This window comes from Nocardia barduliensis (assembly GCF_013315795.1).
Lineage (GTDB): Bacteria > Actinomycetota > Actinomycetes > Mycobacteriales > Mycobacteriaceae > Nocardia > Nocardia barduliensis.
Map to the genome: position 1 here is coordinate 59,726 of NZ_JABLTE010000019.1, position 21,727 is coordinate 81,452.

Below are 21,727 nucleotides of genomic sequence, written 5' to 3' on the forward strand. Positions count from 1 at the left end.
GCCCGGCCCTGAATTCCATTAAGTAAATCTACATCATCAGTGAACTATTATTCGTTTGTTCTGATCTTTAGCCGGACGCACGATGAGGACGTGACCAACCGCGACCGCCTGCTCGGCTTGACCGTCGTCCTGCTCTGGGGACTGAACTTCCTCGCCATCCGGGTGGGGCTCGACCACTTCCCGCCGTTCTTCTTCGCGGCACTGCGCTTCGCGGTGCTCGCGGTGCCCGCGCTGCTGTTCATCCCGCGTCCAGCGGTACGGATGCGCTGGATATTGCTGTACGGCACAGGCTTCGGCATCCTGCAATTCGCGTTCCTGTTCACCGCGATGCGGGTCGGAATGCCGACCGGGCTCGCTTCCCTGGTGCTGCAATCCTCCGCACCGTTCACCGTGCTGCTCGGCGCGCTGCTGCTGGGCGAACGGATCCGGCCGGTGCAGGTCGGGGGCATCGCCGTCGCGGTGGCGGGCATGGCCGTGATCGGCTGGGACCGGCTGGAGCACGCCACCCTGCTGCCGGTGCTGCTGACTCTTGCCGGCGGGCTCGGCTGGGCCTTCGGCAATATCGGCGCGCGCCTGGCCGGTACCGAGTCGCCCGGCGTCAACCCGCTGCACCTGATGCTGTGGACCACCGCCGTCCCGCCGGTGCCGCTGTTTGCGCTTTCCGTGTTCGCCGAAGGGCCCACCACTGGCGCTCGCGCCCTGGCCGAGTCGTTCACAGCCGAGGGTTTGCCCGCCCTGCTGGCGCTCGCCTATATCGCCGTCCTCGCCACCGTGGTCGGCACGGGACTGTGGACCTACCTGCTCGGGCGCTATCCGGCCGGCCTGGTCGCGCCGTTCTCGCTGCTCGTTCCGGTCGTCGGCATCGCCGCCGCCTGGACCGCGCTCGGTGAGACACCGACCGCGTTGTCGCTGGTCGGCGGCGTGGTGGTGCTGGCGGGCGCGTTCGCCGCCACATCGAGCGGGCCGCGTGCGTTGGCGGCGGACGTCCGCACCGGGACACCGAGCACCCCCGCGCTGGCCGACTCCGGCCGCCCGGCCTGAACGGGCGGTCGCACCGCGATCCGGCTACCGCGCGTGTGCTCGACCGCACAGATTCCGCGTGGCGCACCGATCGCTTCGCGGGGTCGGTGCGAGAGACTCGAATTGCCGCCTTACAGTAGTGCCCGGCGTTGGAAGTTGGTCCCGGTTCTAGGCAGCAGAGCGGCGCATGGCAGAAAATCGATGGACCGTATCGCGAAGAGCACTGCTTCGTAACACGGTGGCGGCGGGGGTGGCTACAGCGGGGGCGCTGACGGCGGGTGCGGTGCGACCGACGCCTGCCACGGCGAATCCGGGCGGACGACGGGTCGCGGTGCTCGGCGGCGGTGTCGCCGGTCTCACCGCCGCGCACGAGCTGGCGGAACGCGGTTTCCGGGTCACCGTCTACGAAAAGCGCGCGTGGGGCGGCAAAGCCCGCAGCGTCGGCGTGCCCGGCACCGGAGCGGGCGGGCGGCCCGACCTGCCCGGTGAGCACGGTTTCCGCTTCTTCCCCGGCTTCTATCAGCACGTGCCCGACAGCATGCGGCGAATTCCCTTCCCCGGCAACGCCAACGGGGTCTGGGACAACCTGGTTGCAGTGCCGGAGGCGCGCTTCGCCCGGAGCGGCGGCGACGACTTCCGCGTCCCGCTCGGCCCGCGCGCCCGCGCCGGCTTCAGCCCCGACGGCTTCCGCGAAACGCTCGGCGCCGCGCTGGCGACGGCGCTGCGACTGTCCCCCGCCGAGGGCATCTACTTCGCCGAGCGCCTGCTGGTCTTCAACACCAGTTGCGACGCTCGCCGCCTCGGGCAGTGGGAACGCACTTCCTGGCACGACTTCGTCGGCGGGCACGCGCGCTCGCACGAGTTCCGCGCGCTGCTGTCCCGCACGCTGACCAGCATCATGGTCGCCGCGAAGGAGAACGTGGCGAGCGTGCGCACCATCGGCACGATGGGCGAGCAGTTCCTCGGCAATCCCTTCGAGATCGGCAACGACGGCGGCCTGGACCGGGTGCTGAACGGCCCGACCAACGCGGTGTGGATCGACCCGTGGATGCGGCGGATCCGCGAACTCGGGGCGGAGTTCGTGCTCGGGGCCGAGGTGCGCGAACTGGAGGTGCGCGACCGCAGGATCACCGCGGCCCGCGTCGTGGACGAGACCGGCGCACAGCGCACCGTCGAGGCCGACTACTTCGTCGTCGCGCTGCCCGCCGAACGGGCGCGCACCCTGTGGTCGCCGCAAGTGCTGGCCGTGCGGCCCGAGTTGGCCGCGATGGATCGCCTCGTCACCGACTGGATGAACGGCATCCAGTTCTATCTGCGCAGACCGGCGGAGATCTCCCGCGGCCACACCGCCTATATCGACGCCCCGTGGTCGCTCACCTCGATCAGCCAAAGCCAGCTGTGGCGCCGCAAGCTGCCCGAGTTCGGCGACGGAAGCGTGCAGGACTGCCTCTCGGTGGACATCTCCGACTGGAACACTCCCGGCATCCTGTTCGGCAAACCGGCCAAAGAGTGCACCCACGACGAGATCGCCCGCGAAACCTGGGCACAGATCCGAGCCCACCTGGACGATCGCGGCGAGGTGCTGCGTGACGCCGACCTGCACTCCTGGTTCCTCGACCCCGGCATCACCTGGCAGGAGGGGCAGCGGCGCAACGCCAACGCCGACCCGCTGCTGATCAACACGGCGGGCTCGTGGGAGTACCGTCCGCAACCGCACGGCGCACTGGAGAACCTGTTCCTCGCGGGCGATTACGTGCGCACGAACGTCGACCTGGCCACCATGGAGGGCGCCAACGAATCCGCGCGAGCCGCGGTGAACGCACTGCTGGAGGTATCCGGTTCGAACGCGGAACGCTGCCGGACATACACCCTTTTCCGCGCCCCCGAACTGGAACCACTACGCCGGATCGACGCCGACCGCTACGCGGCAGGACAGCCGAACATGTTCGACGTCCCCGTCTGAAGGTGATCGATCTCCCTTCGGGGGAACGCGATTCGATCGTCCGACCGGTGCGAGCGGTGCTTGAATCGAAGCATGCGCGAGAGCACCGGCCCGAACGAGATCACCGACCCGGCGGACCTGCGGGAGCTGCTCGGCGAGGTCTTGCCGCGCGCCGCGACCAAGGAGCGAGCCGTCCTGCACGCCCGCGACCGGGAGTGGATCGCGACGTCCCCGTTCCTGGTCATGAGCACCAGCGACGCGGAGGGCAATTGCGATACCTCGCCGAAAGGCGATCCGGCCGGATTCGTGCGGGTGCTCGACGACACCACCCTCGCCATCCCCGAGCGCCCCGGTAACCGGCGCGCCGACGGGTACCTCAACATTCTCGCCAACCCGCACGTCGGCCTGCTGTTCGTGATCCCAGGACGCCGCGAGACGCTGCGGATCAACGGCCGCGCCCGGCTGGTGCGGGACGCGCCGTACTTCGATGACATGGTGGTGCGCGGGCACCGCCCGATCCTCGCCGTCGAGGTGGACATCGACCAGATCTTCTTCCACTGTGCCAAGGCGTTCATGCGCAGCCACCTGTGGGAGCCGCAGCAGTGGCCCGAGGACACCCTGCCCAGCGCCGCCTGCCTGGTCAAGGAAGTGCAGACGAACGTCACCGAGACGGTGGAGGAACTGGAGCGCTACTACTCCCCGGAGAGTTACGCCGCCAAGCTCTACCAGGGCTGAGCCGCGTGGCCCACGCCACCCGACCGCGGCGCGCCCGGATCGCGGGGCGAACATAGACTCGCGACGTGGCAGACATATCGGTGCGTGGAAGGCTCGCGCTGGCGGCGGCGGCCGCGGCGTCCTGGGCCTCGCAGAAGGCGGGTCGCGGCAAGGGCTCGATGATCGGCGGCCTGATCGCGTTGAAGATCGATCCGACCGTCATGGACCAGCTGGGCAGGCAACGGCGCACCGTGCTGGTGACCGGCACGAACGGCAAGTCGACCACCACGCGGATGACCACCGCCGCGCTCAGCACGCTGGGCGCGGTCGCGACCCAGGCCGACGGCGCGAACATGGACGCGGGCATCGTCGCCGCGCTCAACGCGCACCGGCGCGCGCCGCTGGCCGCGATCGAGGTGGACGAACTGCACCTGCCGCACGTCACCGATGCGCTGAACCCCTCGGCGGTAGTGCTGCTGAACCTCAGCCGCGACCAGCTCGACCGGGTCGGCGAGATCAACATGATCGAGCGCAAGCTGCGCGCCGGGCTGGCGAAGCATCCCGCCACCGTCGTGGTGGCCAACTGCGACGACGTGCTGGTCACCTCGATCGCCTACGACCACCCCAACGTGGTGTGGGTGTCCGCGGGCAGCGGCTGGGCGATGGACGCGACCAGCTGCCCGCGCAGCGGCGAGCCGATCATCTGGGAGGGGGCGCACTGGCGCAGTACCGGCGCGGACTTCCAGCGCCCCGAACCGGATTGGTGGCTCGACGAAGACGATCTGGTCGGCCCGGACGGCGTGCGCTTCCCGTTGCGGCTCGCGCTGCCCGGCCGCGCCAATCGCGGCAATGCCGCCCAGGCGGTGGCCGCGGCCGTCGCACTGGGCGCCGATGCGGAGCAGGCCGTCGCGGCCGCGGGCACGGTGCGCGAGATCGCGGGCCGCTACCGCACCGTGCAGGTCGGCGAGCACGACGCGCGCCTGCTGCTGGCGAAGAACCCCGCCGGGTGGCAGGAGGCGCTGTCGATGATCGAGCCGACGTCGGCGGGCCTGGTGATCGCGGTGAACGGCCAGGTGCCCGACGGCGAGGACCTGTCCTGGCTGTGGGACGTGCGGTTCGAGCACTTCGAAGGCGTGCAGGTGGTGGCGGCGGGCGAGCGGGCCACCGATCTCGCGGTGCGGCTGACCTACGCGGGCGTGGAGCACACCACGGTGCCCGATCCGGTGCGCGCCATCGCGTCGTGCCCGGCGGGCCATGTGGAAGTGCTGGCGAACTACACCGCTTTCCGTGATCTCAACCGTGACCTCGAGGAGCGGGCATCATGAGCGAATCGACCCTGCGCATCGGCCTGGTACTGCCGGACGTAATGGGCACCTACGGCGACGGCGGCAACGCCCTCGTGCTGCGGCAGCGGCTGCGCATGCGCGGCTACGACGCGGAGATCGTCGAGATCACGCTGCCCGAGCCGGTACCGGATTCCCTGGACATCTACACCCTCGGCGGCGCGGAGGACTCCGCCCAGCGGCTGGCCACCCGCCATCTGCAGCGCTACCCCGGCTTGCAGCGCGCCGCCGCGAAAGGCGCTCCGGTACTGGCGATCTGCGCGGCCATCCAGGTGCTCGGCCAGTGGTACGAGACCTCGGCGGGCGAACGGGTGGACGGCGTCGGCCTGATCGACGTGACCACGTCGCCGCAGCACAAGCGCGCCATCGGCGAGGTGACCACCGCACCGCTGCTCGACGGGCTCACCGCGGCGCTCACCGGCTTCGAGAACCACCGGGGCGGAACCAAACTCGGCGGTGCGGCGCACGGCCTGGCCCGCGTCACCCGTGGCGTCGGCAACGGCGTCGGCGACGGACTGGAAGGCGTCGTCCAGGGTTCGGTGATCGGCACCTACATGCACGGTCCAGCGCTGGCCCGCAACCCCGAACTCGCCGACCTGCTGCTGATGCGCGCCCTCGGCGTCACCGAACTGGCCCCCCTCGAACTTCCCGAGGTGGACCAGCTGCGCCGGGAACGCCTGCGCGCCTGAGCCGCCGGATCGCGGGAGCGGACATTCCTCCGAGCCCGCGTCCGGCGGGCACCGTATGCGGCGGGTGACGAACGCGTGTCGCGCCGCTTCGGCATCTCGCCCGCGCCCACCCGCTGCGGAGTCTCCCCAGTCGCTCAGGCCATCGGCCACGGCAGGCGGATCAGGCTCCGGTCTCGGTGACGTCGACGGAGACGGTGATGGCGCTGTCCTTCGCGTCGGTGTAGATGATGCCGCGCAGCGGAGGTACGTCGGCGTAGTCCCGGCCCCATGCGGCGGTGATGTATCGCTCGTCGCCGAACTGGTCGTTGGTGGGGTCGAGGTCCATCCAGTGGCCAGCGCGGTCGTGACCGTGCGCGGCGGGAGCCCACACCGCCGCCCAGGCGTGCGTGGCGTCGGCGCCGATCATGCGCTCCTTCCCCGGCGGCGGGTCGGTGGCGAGGTAGCCGGACACGTACCGGGCGGCGAGGCCCTGCGACCGCAGGCAGGCGACGGCGAGACGCGCGAAGTCCTGACAGACGCCGGCCCTGGCCGCGAACACGTCGGCCACCCGAGTGGATACCGTCGTGGCGCCGGACCGGTAGGCGAAGTCGGTGTAGATGCGGGTGTTGAGTTCGGCCACCGCGTCGAGCAGCGGCCTGCCCGGCGGAAAGGATTCGGCCGTGTACGCGACGAGTTCCGCAGTGATCTCCGCCGGGTGCAGGTCGAGGGCGAACTCGACGGCGAACGGCCCGTTCGCCCCGGTCGGGCGCGCGTTCTCCCATGGCCGGGCCGCCGGATCGCGTCTGGGGGCGTCGACCTCGACCAGTGATTCACCGACGACCGTCAGCGCGCGATGCTCGGTGGTGACGTGGAAATAGGAGGTGATGTTGCCGTACACGTCCGCGCCGACCGACCGGTCCGACGGCGCGGGATCGATGCGGATCTCGTGGGCGAGCAGTCGTTGGCCGGGGAACTCGCGCGGCGTCAGGTATGCCCGCCCGTACGAGCTGGTGACCTCCCCGGAGTACGCGTACTTGGTGCGATGCTCCACCCGGTAGCGCCGGGCCGCGGCGGTGGGGCCGCTCATTCGACCACCTGCGCGCTGCCCCACAGCGGCTGCATGCCGACCGGAAGGGACAGCGTCGTGGTCTCGAAGGATTCGGCGACCTTGCGCAGACGCAAGTGCACCCCCTCCAGCAAGTCGGCCAGTTCGGTGCGCCGGTCCTCCGCGTCGGTGAACTCCAAGTCGTCGGGGTCGAGGCGGCGCAGCATGCGTCGCGCGTCCGCGAGCAGCCGCTGCGGACGCGACGAGCCGGAGGAGCCGGGCAGCGCGTGGAAATCGGCGTGCAGCCGATCCAGCTGATAGGCCAGCGATCGCGGATTGGCGGTGTCGAACAGCAGCAGCTCGGCGACGTTCGCGATCCGCACCGAATCCCGGTGCCGCCGACGGTAACTCACCGAGGACTCGGTGGCGCGCAGCACCCAGTCGGTGACTTGCCGCTCGGTCTCCTCCGGATACTGCTGGGTCAGCGCGGCCGACAGCAGCGCGGTCAGGGCCAGTCCGCGCTCGATTCGCTTGCCGATATCCCTGACGTACCACCCGGTGTCGCGGACCAGCGATTCCCCGTCGATCCCGGACAGCGCGAGCAGCCCGGCAAGGGTCCGCGAGTGCACGTCCGACAGCTCCGCCTCGTAATCGTCCACGGCACCCGGATAGCCCGCCAGCGCGCGGTCCACGGCGCCGAGGATCATCCAGGTGTCCGACGAGAGCTGGTCGCGCACGGCCCGCGCGGCATTGCCGTACCGATCGATCGCGAAGGCCAGCGATCCGGGCAGGTCCCGGTCGATCGTCAGGGCGATGAGGTAGTCGTGCCCCTCGCGGGACGCACCGGTCGGCGCGCCGCTACCCGGCCGTTCGGCGATGACTTCCACGCCGCCCGTAATGGGTTGTCCCGCATCGGCTCCGGCTATGGCTTCGGCTCGGGCTACGCCGGAGCGATACTCGGATTGCTCCCGGTCGCTCCCTCCTGATTTCGACGCTTCGGCTTTCGACGGTTCCGCGGCCGGAGCCGCCGCCGCGGAAGTCGGGCCGGAAAACCGCGGCGGTGCGGTCTCGTCCGCTGATCCGTCCGCGCCCGATAGCACCGGGACGGCCCCCTGCTCGCGGTCCACCGGCCCGATCGCTCCGGCCGCCGAGTGCGCTCGATCGTCGCCGTACTGCGCGACCTGCGCGTCGGCCGACAGCGCCGCCATGCCGCGATCGGACGAACTCTGCTGCGGTGCGAAGGCGTGCGCCTGCGGACCGGCCGGTCCCTCGGCCGGCGCGGCGGTGGCGGTGGTGCGGCCGAGCGCCGCGAAGAGGATCGGCAGCGCCTGCGCGCCCTCCAGCCAGGGGCGATAGCGGAACTCCTGGTAGCACTCGTGGGTGGCGATCAGCAGGCGGGCGGTGTCCTCGGCGCGCTCGCCGTAGCGGCCCATCCAGAACAGGTCGTTGAGCACGCGCGGAGAGCTGATCGCCGCCACGATCGGGGCGGTGCGCCGTTCCCGCTCCGCGCGCGGCGGCTCGGTGCTGGTCGCGGCGGCGGCCTGCGGCGCTGCCCGCACCCAGACGTCCTTGGCGGCAATCTTGATCGCGGCGCGCTCGGTCGTGCGCTGCCGCAGCTGCCCGAGACCGCCGGACATCACGGTGTAGCCGCGGCGGTGGGCCAGCGAGAACAACCGCATACCGACCGGAGCGGCGGCGAGCCCGCCGTGATCGCGGAGGGCGGGCGCGACGGAGAACTGCGCCGGTTCCTGGCCGACCCACTGCCATCCGTGCGCACCGATCCTGGCCGTCAGCTCGTCGCGCTGCGCCCGGCTCAGCTCGGGGCCGAACAGTGTGGCCCCGTCGACCGCCGAGCGCAGTACCAGCTCGCCCAGCTGCGCGAGGAGGTGCTTTCGTTCCAGGTCGTGCCCACCCCAATACGACGGCGCGCTCTCCAGCAGCAGGTCCTCGCCGAGCAGCGCACGTGCGAGGCCGGGCAGGAACCCGGCCAGCGCGGGATTCTCCAGCAATCCGCTGCCGAGCGTGTTCACCACCGTCACGCTGCCGCGCCGCAGCACCTCGACCAGTCCCACCACGCCCAGCCGCGAATCCGGCCGCAGGTCCAGCGGATCGGAGAACTCCGCGTCCACTCGGCGCAGCACCACGTCCACCCGTTTCAGCGTGCCGAGCGACCGCATCCACAGGGCACCGTCCCGCACCACCAGGTCGGCGCTCTCCACCAGGGGAAAGCCGAGAATGGAGGCGAGATACGCCTGATCGAACGCGGTCTCGGAGTGCACGCCGGGGCTGAGCACCACGACCACCGGCTCGTCGTCGTCGGTCTGCGCCGATTCGATCAGCATCGAGCGCATCGCCCTGGCGAAGGGTGTCAGCGGGCGTGGATTGGCGTGTTCGAACGACTCCGGGATCGCCGTCGACACCACCCTGCGGTCCGCCAGCGCGTATCCCGCGCCGGAGGGCGCCTGCGCCCAGTCCGCGAGCACCCGGAATCGCCCGTCGCTCCAGCGGCTGAGATCGCAGGCGTGCAGGAAGAGCTGATGCCGCCCCGGCACGGTGATGCCGTGGGCGGCCCGGACGTAGCCGCGGTGACCGAACACCACCTCCGGTGCGAGCAGCCCCGACCCGAGCGTCCTGCGTGGGCCGTAGACATCGGTGAGCACCTCGTCGAGCACGCGGGAGCGCTGTTCCAGCCCCGCCTCCAGCCGGATCCAATCGTCCGCGGCCACCAGCAGGGGAATCGGATCGAGACGCCACGGCGACGGCGCGGTGGCGTCGGCCGACGCGCCCGCCTCCAGATAGGTGATGCCGTCGTCGTCGATCAACCTGCGCACCCGGCTGTCCAGCTTGCCGAGGCCGTCCGCGCCGAGTTCGGCGAAGTCGGCGGACAGCTCCGACCAGATCCGGCGCACGTTGCCGTCGGCGTCGACCAGTTCGTCGTGATAACCCGGGACCGGCCTGCCGCATTCGTCGTAGGCGGCGGTCTCGGCGCCCTCGGCGCGGTAGCGCGTGAACTGCTCGCGCACGGTCGTGCCGGTCGCGGTCTCCCGCGGCTCGTCGCGCAACGTCACCGGCCGACCTCACTTCCGCCGCATCCGTGCCCACCGATCGCCGAATCCTTGCCGGACAGTGGCGAACATTCGCGACCGACGCATCGCTGCGGTGGGCTGTGCCGCTATTTTCGCACGTAGCGAAGTCGAATCCGGGCGATCGGCAGTGTCTGACGCAGCAGCGACCACCGATTGCCACATGATTGCCCCTGCCTCGGACTAGGGCGACACACCGAGCCAGGATCCCACCGCGCCCGGCGTGCCGGTGGTATCACCGAAGGACGACGACGATCTCGCCAGGAGGTCACATGCGTACCCCAGGTTGTTCATCCTGTGAATCGGCATTCGACCACTGCCACGGAACGCTGATCGTGCACGCGAGCCGGATGGCCGAATGCACCGACGAGTACTGCCTCGATCTCGCCCATGCCCGGCACGCGTTCGTCCTGGATTGCCGGGACCTCGCGGGCGGCTGCCGGTGCCCCGACGACGACACGGTCCGCCGACGCGCCTGAGCGGTTCCGTACCCTGGCCCGGTGAGCTATGACCACGTGTTGCTTCCGTCCGGTGTCGCGTCGTCGATCGCGGAGGTCGACGCCTACCTGAGCACCCAGCAGGGCGTCACCGAGTCGGAGACGGTAGCCGGGATCGCGGCCGAACTGAACAGACGCAACGCGGAGTTGCCCGACGAGGACAACTTTCTCAGCACCGTGCCGGTGGGCGGCGCCGCCACCGGCGCGGCGCTCTACGTATCGTGCCCCTACGACGCGATCGGATTCGTGCGGCACCTGCTGTTCGAACTCGCGACGCCGCTGAACTACGCCGTCTACGATCCGCAGCTGGCCTGGCTGATCGATCCGGCCGGGCACGTGCGGGCCACCGTCACGCACGGCGGTGCGGGCGAGTTCCCCTATCTGACCGAAGCGCTGATCGAGCAGTGGATTCCGGAGTTGAGCGCGCCCAACCCGTACCTGGTCGTCGAACGCGGTGAGCAGTTCTACATCCAGACCTACCGGGAGAACTCCGGCGCCTACGCCCTGGAATACCGGGACGGCTCCCCCGACAAGCACTTCGGCACGACCGTTTCCGACCCCGCCACCGTGGCCGCGCTCATCTGGGGCTGGGCCAACGACGACCGCACCCGATTCCCCGGCATTCCCTGGTCCCGCGTCGACCTCTGAATCCCGGTCACTGGTTCTGGGCGGCCAACCGGCCCGCGAGCGCGAGAAACGAGGCGCCGAAGACCCGGCGCGTCCAGATGACGACGGCGGGCCGGGAGACGACCCGGCTGCGGACGGCTGCCGCGCAGACGCCGTACACCGCGAACACCACGAAGGTCGCCAGCATGAAGATGCCGCTCAGTTCGAGCATGCGCGCCAGCGCGTCCGGCGCGCCACTGGGCACGAACTGCGGTAGGAACGCGAAGAAGAAGACGGTCAGCTTGGGGTTGAGGAGGTTCAGCAGCACCGCCGAGGCGATCACTTTCCGCGCCGAGGGTGCGGTATGCCCGGTCTGCTCCGGCACCGCGAGCGCGCCCTTGTCCCGGAAAGTGGTCCAGGCCATGTACAGCAGGTAGGCGACGCCGAGATACTTCAGCGTCTGGAACGCGACCGCGCTGGCATTGAGCAGCGCTGCCAGACCGGTGATCGCCGCGACCAGGTGTGGCACGGTGCCGAGCGTGCAGCCGAAAGCGGCGATCACCGCGGCCCGCGCGCCGCGAGACAGCCCGGCCGCCAACGTGAACAGCACACCGGTGCCGGGAGTTGCGACGATGACGAGCGTTGTCAGCGCGAATTCGATGCTCATCCCCGACACGGTAACCCCATGCCCGGCGCGGCGCGATCCCGTTCGCGGGGACGCTTTTTTCCGAGGCTAGAGCGCGCGCCGCCCGGACAGCGCGCGGCCGAGGGTCAGCTCGTCGGCGAACTCGAGGTCACCGCCCATCGGCAGGCCGGAGGCCAGTCTGGTCACGCTCAGGCCGGGGAAGTCGCGCAGCATCCGGACCAGGTAGGTGGCGGTGGCCTCGCCCTCGGTATTCGGGTCGGTCGCGATGATCACCTCGCTGACGTCGACGCCGTCGTCCTGGTTTCCGATGCGCGCCAGCAATTCCCGGATCCGTAGCTGGTCGGGGCCGATACCGCTGAGCGGATCGAGCGCGCCGCCGAGCACGTGGTAGCGACCGCGGAACTCCCTGGTGCGCTCGATGGCCTGCACGTCCTTCGGCTCCTCGACGACGCAGATCATGGTCCGGTCCCGGCGCGGGTCGGCGCAGATGCGGCACATCTCACCGTCGGAGACCGTCCCGCAGGTGACGCAGAACTGCACACCGTCGCGCACCTTCTGCAGCGCGGCCTGCAACCGATCGATCTCCGGCGGCTCCACCTGCAGCAGGTGGAAGGCGATGCGCTGCGCGCTCTTCGGACCGACGCCGGGCAACTTGCCCAGCTCATCGATCAGATCCTGGACCGGACCCTCGTACAACTGCTACCTCGGCTCAGAAACCGGGCAGCGAACCGCCGCCGAGGCCACCGGACAGCGGTCCGAGCCGTTCCGCGGCGATGCGCTGCGCGTTGGCCATCGCGTCGTTGACCGCGCCGATCACCAGATCCTGCAGGGTCTCGACGTCGTCGGGGTCGACGGCCTTCGGGTCGATGGTCAGCGAGACCACCTCACCGCTGGCCTTGATGGTGACCTTGACCAGCCCACCACCCGCCGCGCCGTCCACTTCGGTCGCCGCGATGTCGGCCTGGGCTTCCATCACCGCCTGCTGCATCTGCTGCGCCTGGGCGAGCAACTGTTGCATGTCGAACTGACCACCTGGCTGCACGGGAGGGTCCTCTCTGGAGAAGGTGTCATCGGCCAGCCTAGTCCTGCCGCACCGCGCTTCCGGCGCGGCCCGACGGTCCGACGTCCACGGCGCATGGCTGATAACAGGTTGGGTAGTTCCGGTGGAGATCGGCCGTGTGCCCCTTACCATCGACACCGGTTCGAAGACCGGTGTGCAAATCTGGAGACAATGATGATCGCAGTTCGTGCACGTTTCCTGAGCACGCTCGTGCTCGCGCTCGGGGTTCCGGGCATTCTTCTCGGCACCGGTCCGGTGTCCGCGGACACGGAGATCATCGAGACACCAGAAGTGATCGATGCGCAAGAGGTCATCGACGTCGAACCCACGCCCGCCCTGGCCGATTACGGCAGCGGCTGCGTCCTCTATCCGGGCGACAAAGCCGCGACCATCGATTCGCTGCGTTTCCGCTGCTCGGCCGAACAGCAGGACGCCATCTTCCGCAACGCGCCGCTGGGCGCCGTTCCGACCGGCGTGAAAGCGGGTTGGGTGACGCGCCCGCCGGTCATGCAGTCCGTCGCGCCCCCGCTGTGGATCGGCAAGACCTTCTACACCGGCCCCGACGGCGGCTACCTGATGAACCGCCTCACCGGCGCGGGCATCGAGGGCTGGCGCGCCGACGTTTACCCGGCGCCCGCCCTGACCGACGGGCAGCCGGCCTGGGCACTCGACTACACGCCCTCCCCGACGCCGCCGGTCTACGACGAGATCCGGGAGGTCACTCCCGGTGTCTGGTTCGGCTACTCCTGGTGGCGCGGCGCGTTCCAGACCACCCTGCTGCTGACCTTCGCTCTGGGCTGAACCCCGGAGGCCGTTGACCCTCCCGTCACTGGAGGGTGTTGGCTGATGCCATGACAGCGACCGTCCCCATCGGGGAGTTCTCCAGGCTGAGCCATCTCAGTGTGAAGACGCTGCGCTACTACCACGAGATCGACCTGCTCGCTCCGGTCGACATCGACGCGAGTTCCGGCTATCGGCGGTACTCGACGGCGCAGGTGGCGCAGGCCCAGCTGATCCGGCGGCTGCGCGAACTGGACATGCCGGTCCAGGAGATCCGCGCCGTGCTCACCGCGCCGGACGACAGTGCCCGCGACGCCGCGCTGCGCGCGCATCTGGAGCGCATGGAGGCGGAGCTGATCCGCACCCGCGCGGTCGTGGCGTCGCTGCGTTCGCTGCTGACGCCCTCGGCCCCGATCAGCGTGGAGTACCGCGTGGTTCCGGCGTTCCCGGCCGCGGCGCGGCGCGCGGTGGTGGCGCGCGAGCATATCGGCGAGTGGTGCGGGACGGCGTTCCAGACGCTGTACGAAGCCCTCGGCGCGGCGGGCGTCGCGCCCGCGGGAATAGGCGGCGCCACCTACGGCACCGACTTCTTCGAAGAGGACGAGGGCGAGGTGGTCGCGTTCGTTCCGGTCGCCGACGCCGGCATCGTCCTGCCCGCAGGGCTTTCCGTCGTCGAACTGCCCGCGCGCCGGTTCGCCGTCACCGTGCACGACGGGCCGTTCGACGATTTCGACCGCACCTACGGCGCGCTCGGCAGTCATGTCGCCGAACACGACATCGCGCTGCCGGAGCCCATCCGCGAGCTGTACCTGCTGGGGCCGGACGAGTCCGACGACCCGGCCACCTACCGGACCGAAGTGTGCTGGCCCATCGCCCAGCCGTGAACAAAGGAGATACCTATGACGCTGTCGATCGCCCACGTCACCATTGATTGCGAGAACGCGGGCGCCCTGGCCGAATTCTGGTCGCGGTTGCTGGAGACGCCCGTCGACCCCGAGCCCAGCCGGGAATTCGCCACCGTCGGCGGCGGCGCGGGCGCCGCGCCGGTGCTGATGTTCATCCGGGTGCACGACAAGAACCCGGGCAAGAACGTCATCCACTTGGACCTGCACGCGTCCGACCGGGACGAGCAGGTCGCACGAGCGATCGACCTGGGTGCGAAGCACGTCGGTGACTTCGACGAATGGGGCACGCGGTGGACGACGCTGGCCGACCCGGAAGGCAACCTCTTCGACATCGCGGCCGGGTAGGCCGCCCACCGCAACTCGACCGCGACGACGGCTGCGGCCGTCGTCGCGGTCGCGCGATCAGGCCAGCTCGCGGCGCAGGTTCGCGAGCACCTCGGCCTGGATCTTCTTCAGGCCCAGCGGCGCGAAGATGCCCTCGAAGATGCCCTTCACGCCACCCGCGCCCTTCCAGGTGGTACGCAGCGTGACCCGCGCGCCCGCGCCCTCCGGGGTGACGGTCCAGGTGTTCACCAGCGTCGAATTCGAGTCGCGCTCGGTGACAATGGAATCCGATACCGAGACGACCGCGTGCACGTTCCGCGAGCGCGTCTCGGTCGCCTGCAACGTCCACTCCGCGACGGTGCCTGCGCCCTTGCCTCCTTCGACCACCTTGTAGTCGCGGTAATGCGAGGTGAGAATGCGCGGGCGCACGGTGTCGTAGTCGGCGATGGCCTGCAGCGTGCGCTGCGGATCCGCCGTCACGTCGATCGAACTGCTGGCGCTGACCTGTCCCACAATGAGCTCCTTGTCCGGATGCGGTGTCTCGACCGATCCCATCCTGCCCTGTCCGCGCCGCGGGAAAGCGCGGAGGGCACGGGCGTGTGGCGAACTACTCCAGACAATTCGGTATTCCATTTCGCAACATATGCGTGACATTTCTCCACCACCGTGCCCTCGCGGTGGCCGCGCCGTATCGTCCGTACTAGCGTCGAGGGGTGGCAGTGAGTCTGTTGGGGAAGGCCGGACACGCACCGGCCGCACGCGAATCAGGATTTGCCGCGCATCGAGCGGGCGTGGACCGCCTATTGGCGAGTTACCGCGCCATACCCGAGCACGCCAACGTCCGGCTGGCGAAGAAAACCTCGAACCTTTTCCGCGCCAGGGCCGAGAGCACCGCGCCCGGCCTCGACGTCTCCGGACTGACCCGGGTGATCGCGGTGGACCCGGTCGGCAAGACGGCCGATGTCGCCGGCATGACCACCTACGAGGAGCTGGTGGCCGCCACCCTCCCCTATGGGCTGGCGCCGCTGGTCGTTCCGCAGCTCAAGACGATCACGCTGGGCGGAGCGGTCACCGGTCTCGGCATCGAGTCCACCTCGTTCCGCAGCGGCTTGCCGCACGAGTCCGTGCTGGAGATGGACGTGCTGACCGGCGCGGGCGAGATTCTCACCGTGACGCCGGACAACGAGTACGCCGACCTGTTCCGCGGTTTCCCGAACTCCTACGGCACGCTGGGCTACACCGTCCGGTTGAAGATCGAGCTGGAGGAAGTCGAACCGTACGTCGCTGTGCGGCACGTGCGGTTTCGCGATCTGCGGGAGCTGGAGGCGACGCTGGCCGCGGTCGTCACCGACCGCGCCTACGCGGGCGAGCGGGTCGACTACCTCGACGGCGTGGTGTTCTCCGCCGAGGAGAGCTATCTGACGCTGGGCCGCCGGACCGACGAGCCCGGCCCCGTCAGCGACTACACCGGGATGGACATCTACTACCGGTCCATCCAGCACGACGGCGCCGAGCCCAAGCGCGACCGCCTGACCATCCACGACTACCTGTGGCGCTGGGACACCGACTGGTTCTGGTGCTCCCGCGCGTTCGGCGCGCAGAATCCGAAGATCCGCCGATTCTGGCCGAAGCGCTATCGGCGCAGCAGTTTCTACTGGAAACTCGTGGCGCTGGACCGCAAATACGACATCGGCGACAAACTGGAGGCCCGTAAGGGCAATCCGCCGCGGGAGCGGGTCGTGCAGGACATCGAAGTGCCGGTCGACCGCACCGCCGACTTCGTGGAATGGTTTCTGCGCGAGATCCCCATCGAGCCGATCTGGCTGTGCCCGCTGCGTTTGCGCGACACCGGCGAGGCGGACCGGCCTGGCGAACGCCCGTGGCCGCTGTATCCCCTGGAGCCTGCCCGAACCTACGTCAATGTCGGATTCTGGTCGGCCGTGCCCACCGTCCCCGGGCAGCAAGAAGGCGCGGCCAACCGCGCCATCGAACGCACGGTGACCGACTTCGACGGTCATAAGTCGCTGTACTCGGATTCCTTCTACGGCAAAGATGAGTTCGCGGCGCTCTACGGCGGAGACACCTACACCGAACTGAAGAAACGCTACGACCCGGACCAGCGCCTGCTGGATTTGTATTCGAAGGCGGTGCAACGCAAATGACGACATTCAAGGACCGCTCGGATGTCTTCGCGGATCTCGGAACCAAGCTCAGTATTGCCGAGATCTTCGAGACCCTCGTCGAGGGCGAAGTCCCGATCCGGTTGACGGCCTACGACGGCAGTTCGACCGGACCGGCGGATTCGAAGTTCGCGCTGGACATCCGGACGCCGCGCGGCATCAACTATCTCGCGACCGCCCCCGGTGACCTGGGCATGGCCCGCGCCTACATCGCGGGCGATATGGCCGCCACCGGCGTGCACCCGGGCGACCCGTACGAAATCCTGAAGGCGCTGGACGAGCTGAAGTTCCGCCGTCCGTCCGCGCTGGCCCTGGTGACCATCGCACGCTCGCTCGGCTGGGAGCGGCTCAAGCCGGTCGCTCCGCCGCCGCAGGAGACCCTGCCGCGCTGGCGGCGCATCGCCTTCGAGGGCCTGCGCCACTCCAAGACCCGCGACGCCGAGGCCATCCATCATCACTACGACGTATCGAACGCCTTCTACGAGTACGTCCTCGGTCCGTCGATGACCTACACCTGCGCGGCGTACGGCGACGAGAGCTGGTCGCTGGAGCAGGCGCAGGAGAACAAATATCGCTTGGTGTTCGAGAAGCTGCGGCTGAAGGAAGGCGACCGGCTGCTCGACATCGGCTGCGGCTGGGGCGGCATGGTGCGCTATGCGGCCAAGCGAGGGGTCAAGGTGATCGGCGCGACGCTCTCGGCGGAACAGGCGGACTGGGCGCAGAAGAAGATCGCCGAGGAAGGCTTGACCGAGCTGGCCGAGGTTCGCCATTCCGATTATCGCGACGTGCCCGAGGGCGAATTCGACGCGGTGTCCTCGATCGGACTCACCGAGCACATCGGAGTGCACAACTATCCGTTCTATTTCGACTACATCAAGGGCAAGCTGCGTGACGGCGGCCTGTTCCTGAACCACTGCATCACCCGCCCGGACAACACCCGCACCACCAGGGCGGGTGATTTCATCGACCGCTACGTGTTCCCGGACGGCGAGCTGATCGGTTCCGGCCGGATCATCTCCGAGATCCAGAACATCGGGCTCGAGGTGCTGCACGAGGAGAACCTGCGCGAGCACTACGCCCTGACCCTGCACGAATGGTGCAAGAACCTGGTCGCCAACTGGGATGCCTGTGTCGCGGAGGTCGGCGAGGGCACCGCGAAGGTGTGGGGCCTGTACATGGCGGGGTGCCGCCTCGGCTTCCAGCGCAACGTGGTTCAGCTGCATCAGGTGCTCGGCGTCAAACTGCCTGCCGACGGCGCCTGGACCGTGCCGCTGCGCCCCTGGTGGCAGCCGTAACCGGAGCGCTGTAACCGGAGCGCTTCAGAAGACCTGACCGCCCGCCCCGTCCAGGAGTTCGTCCAGGAACCGGGCGGGCAGTTCGGTCTCGCCGACCTGCGCCGGAACGGGCAGGTCGGCGCGCAGCACCCGCAGGATGCCGACGACGCCGGGGCCCGCGTCCAGCAGTGGCCTGGGCCAGCCGAGGTCGGCGCAGATCGCGAGGGAGGGCAGCAGCAGGTTGGTCGCCTCGCCGACCCAGCCCGCCGCGGCCAGGCATTCCGCGAGCAGCAGCGCGGCGTCCAATTGCGCGCGCGGACGGTGCTTCTCCCGGGTGTGGTCGTGCAGTGCGCGGGCGCGGCGCACCGCCCGGTCGTCGGAGCCGGGCCGGTGTTCGGCGAGCAGCGCGCGGATCGCGGCGAGTTCCTCGGCCTCGGCGGTGAGCAGGGCGGCGCCGGTCAGCCGATGCCCGGCCTGCAGCGGCGTGGACTCGCTCAGATCGGTGTACCGGCGATCCGCGGCCTCCGGCGGCATACCCAGGCGCAGCCGTTCGGCCCGGATGTGCGCGGCCAGCCGAGCCAGCCGGTTATCGGCGGCGATGCGCGCGCCCTCCTCCAGCCGGGTGGCGGCGGTGTACAGGTCGCCCCGAACCGCCTTGACCCGGGCGCCGACGACGAAGGTGGAGATCAGGAAGTCGACCGGGCCGATCCGGGTGACCAACTGGTGACTCTCGTCCAGCAACCGGTCGGCGGCGTCCAGATCGCCGCGGCGGTAGTTCATCTCGCCGAGCAGTGCGGCGGCCACCCGCACCGCGTGCGAGCGCGGGCCCGAGCGTTCGCGCGCGGATTCCCACGCCTGCTGGAAACTACGGGTGGCGGTGGCGACGTCGAGTTGCTCATAGGCGGCCGCGCCCCGGCCGCAGCGGCCGAAGACCAGGCCGAGCGGGTCCTTGGAGCGCTCGTGATATTCCTCCGCCCATTCCTGCATCGTCTTGGCGCCCTCGAAGTCGAACTCGCACAGGCGCACGAAACTGGTCAGATTCGCCGCGGTGGAGACCGTCCACGCGGGTAGGTCGTCGGGCTGCTGCAGGCAGTCGGCCACCCGCGCCGCCGCACCCTCGGTGCGGTCGCGCGCGATCTGGTCCAGGGCGGCGAGCACCGCCGCCTGGCAGCGCTGCACGCGCACGTCGTCGTCGCCGGAAGATCCGCGCGCCAGGATGTTGGACAGCCTGCCCAGCGCGTTGCGCGCCGCGCCGGACTGCTGCAGATTGACGTTCGCCCTGGCCACCGCCATCAGCAGCTTCGAGCGCGAGGCCACCTGCTGCATCGGCAATTTCGACACGCTGCCCAGCAGGGTGGCCAGCCGGGAACCGTCGATCAGGTCCATCCCGCCGCTCTCGAGCAGGTCCAGCGCCATCTTCAGGTCGGTCGCGGCCAGCGCGTGGTCGACCGACTTGCGCAGCGACTGATGCTCGGCGTACCAGCGTGAAGCCTTGCGGTGCAGCGACTTCAGCTTCCCCGGGTGGACGCGTTCGAGCCGGGTCCGCAGGTGCTCGGCGAACAGCGGCTGCATCCGGAACCACTCCGGGTCGTGCTCGATGCGCCGCAGGAACAGCTCACGCTGCTCGGCCTGCTCGAGCAGTTGCTCGGCTTCCTGCTCGCCGGACAGCGCCGCGGCGAGCGAACCGCACACCCGCTCGGTCACCGCGATCGACATCAAGAACTCGAGCATCCTCGGTTCCAAGGTGTCCAGCACGTTCTCGGCGAGATATTCGCGGATGCCGTGGTTGCCTTCCGAGAGCGTGGCGATCAGCTGGGCGGGGTCGGCGTTGCCGCGCAGCGACAGCCCGACCAGCTGGATGGCGGCGGGCCAGCCGTCGGTGGCGGTGTGGATCTCGGTCACCTGCTCGGGGGTGAGATCGAAGCCGTTGCGCTCCACCAGAATCTGCCGGGTTTCCGCCTCGGTCAGGCGCAGCGCGGCCGAGCCGATCTCCACCAGTTCGTCGTGCACGCGCATCCGGCTCGTCGGCAGGCCGGACTGCTCCCGGCTGGTCACGACGAAACGCAGGTGATGGCAGCCGTTGTCCAACAGGGCTTCCATCGCGCGATGCGCGCCCGCGTCGGTGATCCGATGCCAGTCCTCGACGATCACCACAACTGTCTTGCCCGCGGCGTGGATCTCGTCGATCAGCGTGGGGATCACGAACGCGGCGGCGTCGGCGGGCCGTTCCTCCAGCACCTGGTCCAGACCGTCGCCGACCTCCGGGTGCACCCGGCGAATCGCCTGGATCAGGTGGGCCAGGAACCAGATCTCGTTGTCGTCGTCGCGGTCGACGCCGATCCAGGCGGTCGCGGCGTCGCTTTCGGCGAGCTCGGCGCGCCACTGCGCGGCCAGCGTGCTCTTGCCGAATCCCGCCGGCGCGTGGATCACCGCCAGCCTGCGCCGCCCGCCGCCACGCAGGATGTCCAGCAGACGCGGCCGCGGTATCGGCTGCCGGGTGGGCGTGGGGGGACGGAACTTGGTCACGGCCGTCGGCGGCGGCGTCATCGTCGCCGAATGCTGCGAAACGGCCGGCCGCAGCGTCAACGGCCAGCTGCGCCGCGCCGTGACGGCGGGACGGGAGCCGGTCCACGCGAGGGTCGGCTCGCCGACGGCGGTCGAGGTCGTCGCCTCGGCGTCGGTGTCCAGCAGCGCCATTTCGTCCGGCAACTGGTCGTGGCCGCGCTGCACCGCGCGCAGCATCTCGCCGAACTCGTAGGCGCTGGCCGGGCGATCGCGCGGGCTCGGCGACATGGCCTGTTCGATGACGGTGGCCACATCCGGCGGAATGTCCTGTTCGCGCAGGTCGGGCACCGGCTGCGTGGTGATCCGCAGGAACTGCGCGACCACCCGCTCACCCGCTTGCCGCTCGAAGGCGGCGTGCCCGGTGAGCAAGGCGAACAGCGTCGAGCCGAGCCCGTAGACGTCGGAGCGGATGGTCGGCTCGTCGCCTTTGAGAACCTCCGGCGCGGTGAACGCGGGCGACCCGGTGATCATGCTGCTGGAGGTGCGGAATCCGCCCGGGATGCGGGCGATGCCGAAATCGGTCAGTTGCGGCTCGCCGTAGCCGCTGAGCAGGACGTTGGCCGGTTTCACGTCCCGGTGCAGAATGTGGGCGCGGTGCGCGCTCTCGATGGCACCCGCCAGCTTGACCCCGGCGCGCAGCGAGTCCGCCCAGGTCAGCGGGCCTTGGTCGCGGATCAGCTTCTCCAGCGACCCGTGTGTGCAGTACGGCATGACGATGAGGGGCATACCGGTCGCGGTCACGTCCACCTGGAGGATGTCGACGATGTTCGGATGGCCGGACAGCCTGCCCATGGCTTGTTCCTCGCGCAGGAACCGCTCCCGGCTCTCCGGGTCGATCTCCGACGAGAGCACCTTCACCGCGACCACCCGATCCAAGGCGGTCTGGACGCAGCGATACACCACCCCGAACCCGCCCCGGCCGATCTCCACCGCACCCGACAGGCCCATCGCCTCGAGTTCGTCGGCGATGGCGAGGGGCGTCGGGCGCTGCGTATGTGATTCGGCCGCAGGAGATTCGGGACGCACCCGGCCCGAACGCGTCTGTGGATTCATGTGATCACCTCGAACTCACATC

At 69.6% G+C, this 21,727-nt stretch carries 19 protein-coding genes; 12 read left to right on the plus strand and 7 right to left on the minus strand.

Annotated features, from left to right (window positions below; genetic code table 11):
* Positions 1-90: 90 nt before the first annotated feature.
* The 5 genes from HOV91_RS11175 to HOV91_RS11195 all read left to right on the plus strand — a co-directional run bounded on the left by HOV91_RS11175 (position 91) and on the right by HOV91_RS11195 (position 5,708).
* The gene (locus tag HOV91_RS11175; protein ID WP_174185376.1) at positions 91-1,041 is read left to right on the plus strand and encodes an EamA family transporter; all 951 of its coding nucleotides are present in this window, start codon (positions 91-93) and stop codon (positions 1,039-1,041) included.
* A 166-nt stretch (positions 1,042-1,207) separates the two neighbouring features.
* Positions 1,208-2,983, plus strand: a complete 1,776-nt coding sequence (locus tag HOV91_RS11180; protein ID WP_174185377.1) for a hydroxysqualene dehydroxylase — start codon at positions 1,208-1,210, stop codon at positions 2,981-2,983.
* 72 nt (positions 2,984-3,055) lie between these two features.
* Positions 3,056-3,697 carry a pyridoxamine 5'-phosphate oxidase family protein gene (locus HOV91_RS11185; protein WP_174185378.1) on the plus strand — a complete coding sequence of 214 codons (642 nt, stop codon included), beginning with the start codon at positions 3,056-3,058 and terminating at the stop codon, positions 3,695-3,697.
* 65 nt (positions 3,698-3,762) lie between these two features.
* Complete coding sequence (locus HOV91_RS11190; RefSeq protein ID WP_174185379.1) at positions 3,763-5,001, plus strand: MurT ligase domain-containing protein; 1,239 nt, start codon at positions 3,763-3,765, stop codon at positions 4,999-5,001.
* On the plus strand, positions 4,998-5,708 hold the full coding sequence (locus tag HOV91_RS11195; protein ID WP_174185380.1) for a type 1 glutamine amidotransferase: 711 nt from the start codon (positions 4,998-5,000) through the stop codon (positions 5,706-5,708). The genes HOV91_RS11190 and HOV91_RS11195 overlap by 4 nt, the downstream gene beginning before the upstream one ends.
* A 160-nt stretch (positions 5,709-5,868) precedes the next feature.
* On the opposite strand, the gene HOV91_RS11200 is transcribed toward HOV91_RS11195, so the two are convergent.
* Together HOV91_RS11200 and HOV91_RS11205 are read right to left on the minus strand one after the other, a co-directional pair.
* The gene (locus HOV91_RS11200; protein ID WP_174185381.1) at positions 5,869-6,774 is read right to left on the minus strand and encodes a transglutaminase family protein; all 906 of its coding nucleotides are present in this window, start codon (positions 6,772-6,774) and stop codon (positions 5,869-5,871) included.
* Positions 6,771-9,794, minus strand: coding sequence for a circularly permuted type 2 ATP-grasp protein (locus HOV91_RS11205; RefSeq protein ID WP_217440188.1), 3,024 nt, complete (start codon positions 9,792-9,794; stop codon positions 6,771-6,773). The genes HOV91_RS11200 and HOV91_RS11205 overlap by 4 nt, the downstream gene beginning before the upstream one ends.
* A 293-nt stretch (positions 9,795-10,087) precedes the next feature.
* Between HOV91_RS11205 and HOV91_RS11210 the strand changes: the two genes are divergently transcribed.
* Both HOV91_RS11210 and HOV91_RS11215 read left to right on the plus strand, forming a co-directional pair.
* Positions 10,088-10,294, plus strand: a complete 207-nt coding sequence (locus tag HOV91_RS11210) for a hypothetical protein (protein ID WP_174185382.1) — start codon at positions 10,088-10,090, stop codon at positions 10,292-10,294.
* 21 nt (positions 10,295-10,315) lie between these two features.
* Complete coding sequence (locus HOV91_RS11215) at positions 10,316-10,960, plus strand: hypothetical protein (RefSeq protein ID WP_174185383.1); 645 nt, start codon at positions 10,316-10,318, stop codon at positions 10,958-10,960.
* 7 nt (positions 10,961-10,967) lie between these two features.
* On the opposite strand, the gene HOV91_RS11220 is transcribed toward HOV91_RS11215, so the two are convergent.
* The 3 genes from HOV91_RS11220 to HOV91_RS11230 form a co-directional block, all read right to left on the minus strand.
* The gene (locus HOV91_RS11220; RefSeq protein WP_174185384.1) at positions 10,968-11,585 is read right to left on the minus strand and encodes a LysE family translocator; all 618 of its coding nucleotides are present in this window, start codon (positions 11,583-11,585) and stop codon (positions 10,968-10,970) included.
* 66 nt (positions 11,586-11,651) lie between these two features.
* Positions 11,652-12,260: a recombination mediator RecR gene (gene recR / locus HOV91_RS11225; protein WP_174185385.1), complete on the minus strand. Its 609-nt coding sequence runs from the start codon at positions 12,258-12,260 to the stop codon at positions 11,652-11,654.
* 13 nt (positions 12,261-12,273) lie between these two features.
* On the minus strand, positions 12,274-12,606 hold the full coding sequence (locus HOV91_RS11230) for a YbaB/EbfC family nucleoid-associated protein (protein ID WP_063711262.1): 333 nt from the start codon (positions 12,604-12,606) through the stop codon (positions 12,274-12,276).
* Positions 12,607-12,795: 189 nt separating this feature from the next.
* Here HOV91_RS11230 and HOV91_RS11235 point away from each other — a divergent pair, with 189 nt between their 5' ends.
* Genes HOV91_RS11235 through HOV91_RS11245 form a run of 3 tightly spaced genes read left to right on the plus strand, consistent with a single transcriptional unit; the run spans position 12,796 to position 14,654 of the window.
* On the plus strand, positions 12,796-13,425 hold the full coding sequence (locus tag HOV91_RS11235; RefSeq protein WP_246349984.1) for a hypothetical protein: 630 nt from the start codon (positions 12,796-12,798) through the stop codon (positions 13,423-13,425).
* A 50-nt stretch (positions 13,426-13,475) separates the two neighbouring features.
* Positions 13,476-14,288, plus strand: a complete 813-nt coding sequence (locus HOV91_RS11240; protein ID WP_174185386.1) for a MerR family transcriptional regulator — start codon at positions 13,476-13,478, stop codon at positions 14,286-14,288.
* A gap of 15 nt (positions 14,289-14,303) precedes the next feature.
* Entirely contained in the window at positions 14,304-14,654 is a 351-nt protein-coding gene (locus HOV91_RS11245) for a VOC family protein (protein ID WP_174185387.1), read from the plus strand.
* Positions 14,655-14,711: 57 nt separating this feature from the next.
* On the opposite strand, the gene HOV91_RS11250 is transcribed toward HOV91_RS11245, so the two are convergent.
* Positions 14,712-15,146, minus strand: a complete 435-nt coding sequence (locus tag HOV91_RS11250; protein ID WP_174185388.1) for an SRPBCC family protein — start codon at positions 15,144-15,146, stop codon at positions 14,712-14,714.
* Positions 15,147-15,352: 206 nt separating this feature from the next.
* On the opposite strand from HOV91_RS11250, the gene HOV91_RS11255 reads away from it, so the two are divergent.
* Both HOV91_RS11255 and HOV91_RS11260 read left to right on the plus strand, forming a co-directional pair.
* Positions 15,353-16,795 (plus strand): FAD-binding oxidoreductase, encoded by a 1,443-nt coding sequence (locus tag HOV91_RS11255; RefSeq protein WP_174185404.1) that lies wholly within the window; start codon positions 15,353-15,355, stop codon positions 16,793-16,795.
* Entirely contained in the window at positions 16,792-18,108 is a 1,317-nt protein-coding gene (locus tag HOV91_RS11260) for a class I SAM-dependent methyltransferase (RefSeq protein WP_174185389.1), read from the plus strand. Before HOV91_RS11255 ends, HOV91_RS11260 begins: the two co-directional genes overlap by 4 nt.
* Positions 18,109-18,132: 24 nt before the next feature.
* On the opposite strand, the gene HOV91_RS11265 is transcribed toward HOV91_RS11260, so the two are convergent.
* Positions 18,133-21,705, minus strand: coding sequence for a serine/threonine-protein kinase (locus tag HOV91_RS11265; protein WP_174185390.1), 3,573 nt, complete (start codon positions 21,703-21,705; stop codon positions 18,133-18,135).
* Positions 21,706-21,727: the final 22 nt, after the last annotated feature.

What these genes read in the sequence shown, in the direction of transcription:
- HOV91_RS11260 (WP_174185389.1), top strand. Translation starts at nt 16,792, where the DNA reads ATGACGACATTCAAGGACCGCTCGGATGTCTTCGCGGATCTCGGAACC.
- HOV91_RS11185 (WP_174185378.1), top strand. Translation starts at nt 3,056, where the DNA reads ATGCGCGAGAGCACCGGCCCGAACGAGATCACCGACCCGGCGGACCTG.
- HOV91_RS11210 (WP_174185382.1), top strand. Translation starts at nt 10,088, where the DNA reads ATGCGTACCCCAGGTTGTTCATCCTGTGAATCGGCATTCGACCACTGC.
- HOV91_RS11245 (WP_174185387.1), top strand. Translation starts at nt 14,304, where the DNA reads ATGACGCTGTCGATCGCCCACGTCACCATTGATTGCGAGAACGCGGGC.
- HOV91_RS11195 (WP_174185380.1), top strand. Translation starts at nt 4,998, where the DNA reads ATGAGCGAATCGACCCTGCGCATCGGCCTGGTACTGCCGGACGTAATG.
- HOV91_RS11235 (WP_246349984.1), top strand. Translation starts at nt 12,796, where the DNA reads ATGATGATCGCAGTTCGTGCACGTTTCCTGAGCACGCTCGTGCTCGCG.
- HOV91_RS11265 (WP_174185390.1), bottom strand. Translation starts at nt 21,705, where the DNA reads ATGAATCCACAGACGCGTTCGGGCCGGGTGCGTCCCGAATCTCCTGCG.
- HOV91_RS11220 (WP_174185384.1), bottom strand. Translation starts at nt 11,585, where the DNA reads ATGAGCATCGAATTCGCGCTGACAACGCTCGTCATCGTCGCAACTCCC.
- HOV91_RS11180 (WP_174185377.1), top strand. Translation starts at nt 1,208, where the DNA reads ATGGCAGAAAATCGATGGACCGTATCGCGAAGAGCACTGCTTCGTAAC.
- HOV91_RS11200 (WP_174185381.1), bottom strand. Translation starts at nt 6,774, where the DNA reads ATGAGCGGCCCCACCGCCGCGGCCCGGCGCTACCGGGTGGAGCATCGC.
- HOV91_RS11240 (WP_174185386.1), top strand. Translation starts at nt 13,476, where the DNA reads ATGACAGCGACCGTCCCCATCGGGGAGTTCTCCAGGCTGAGCCATCTC.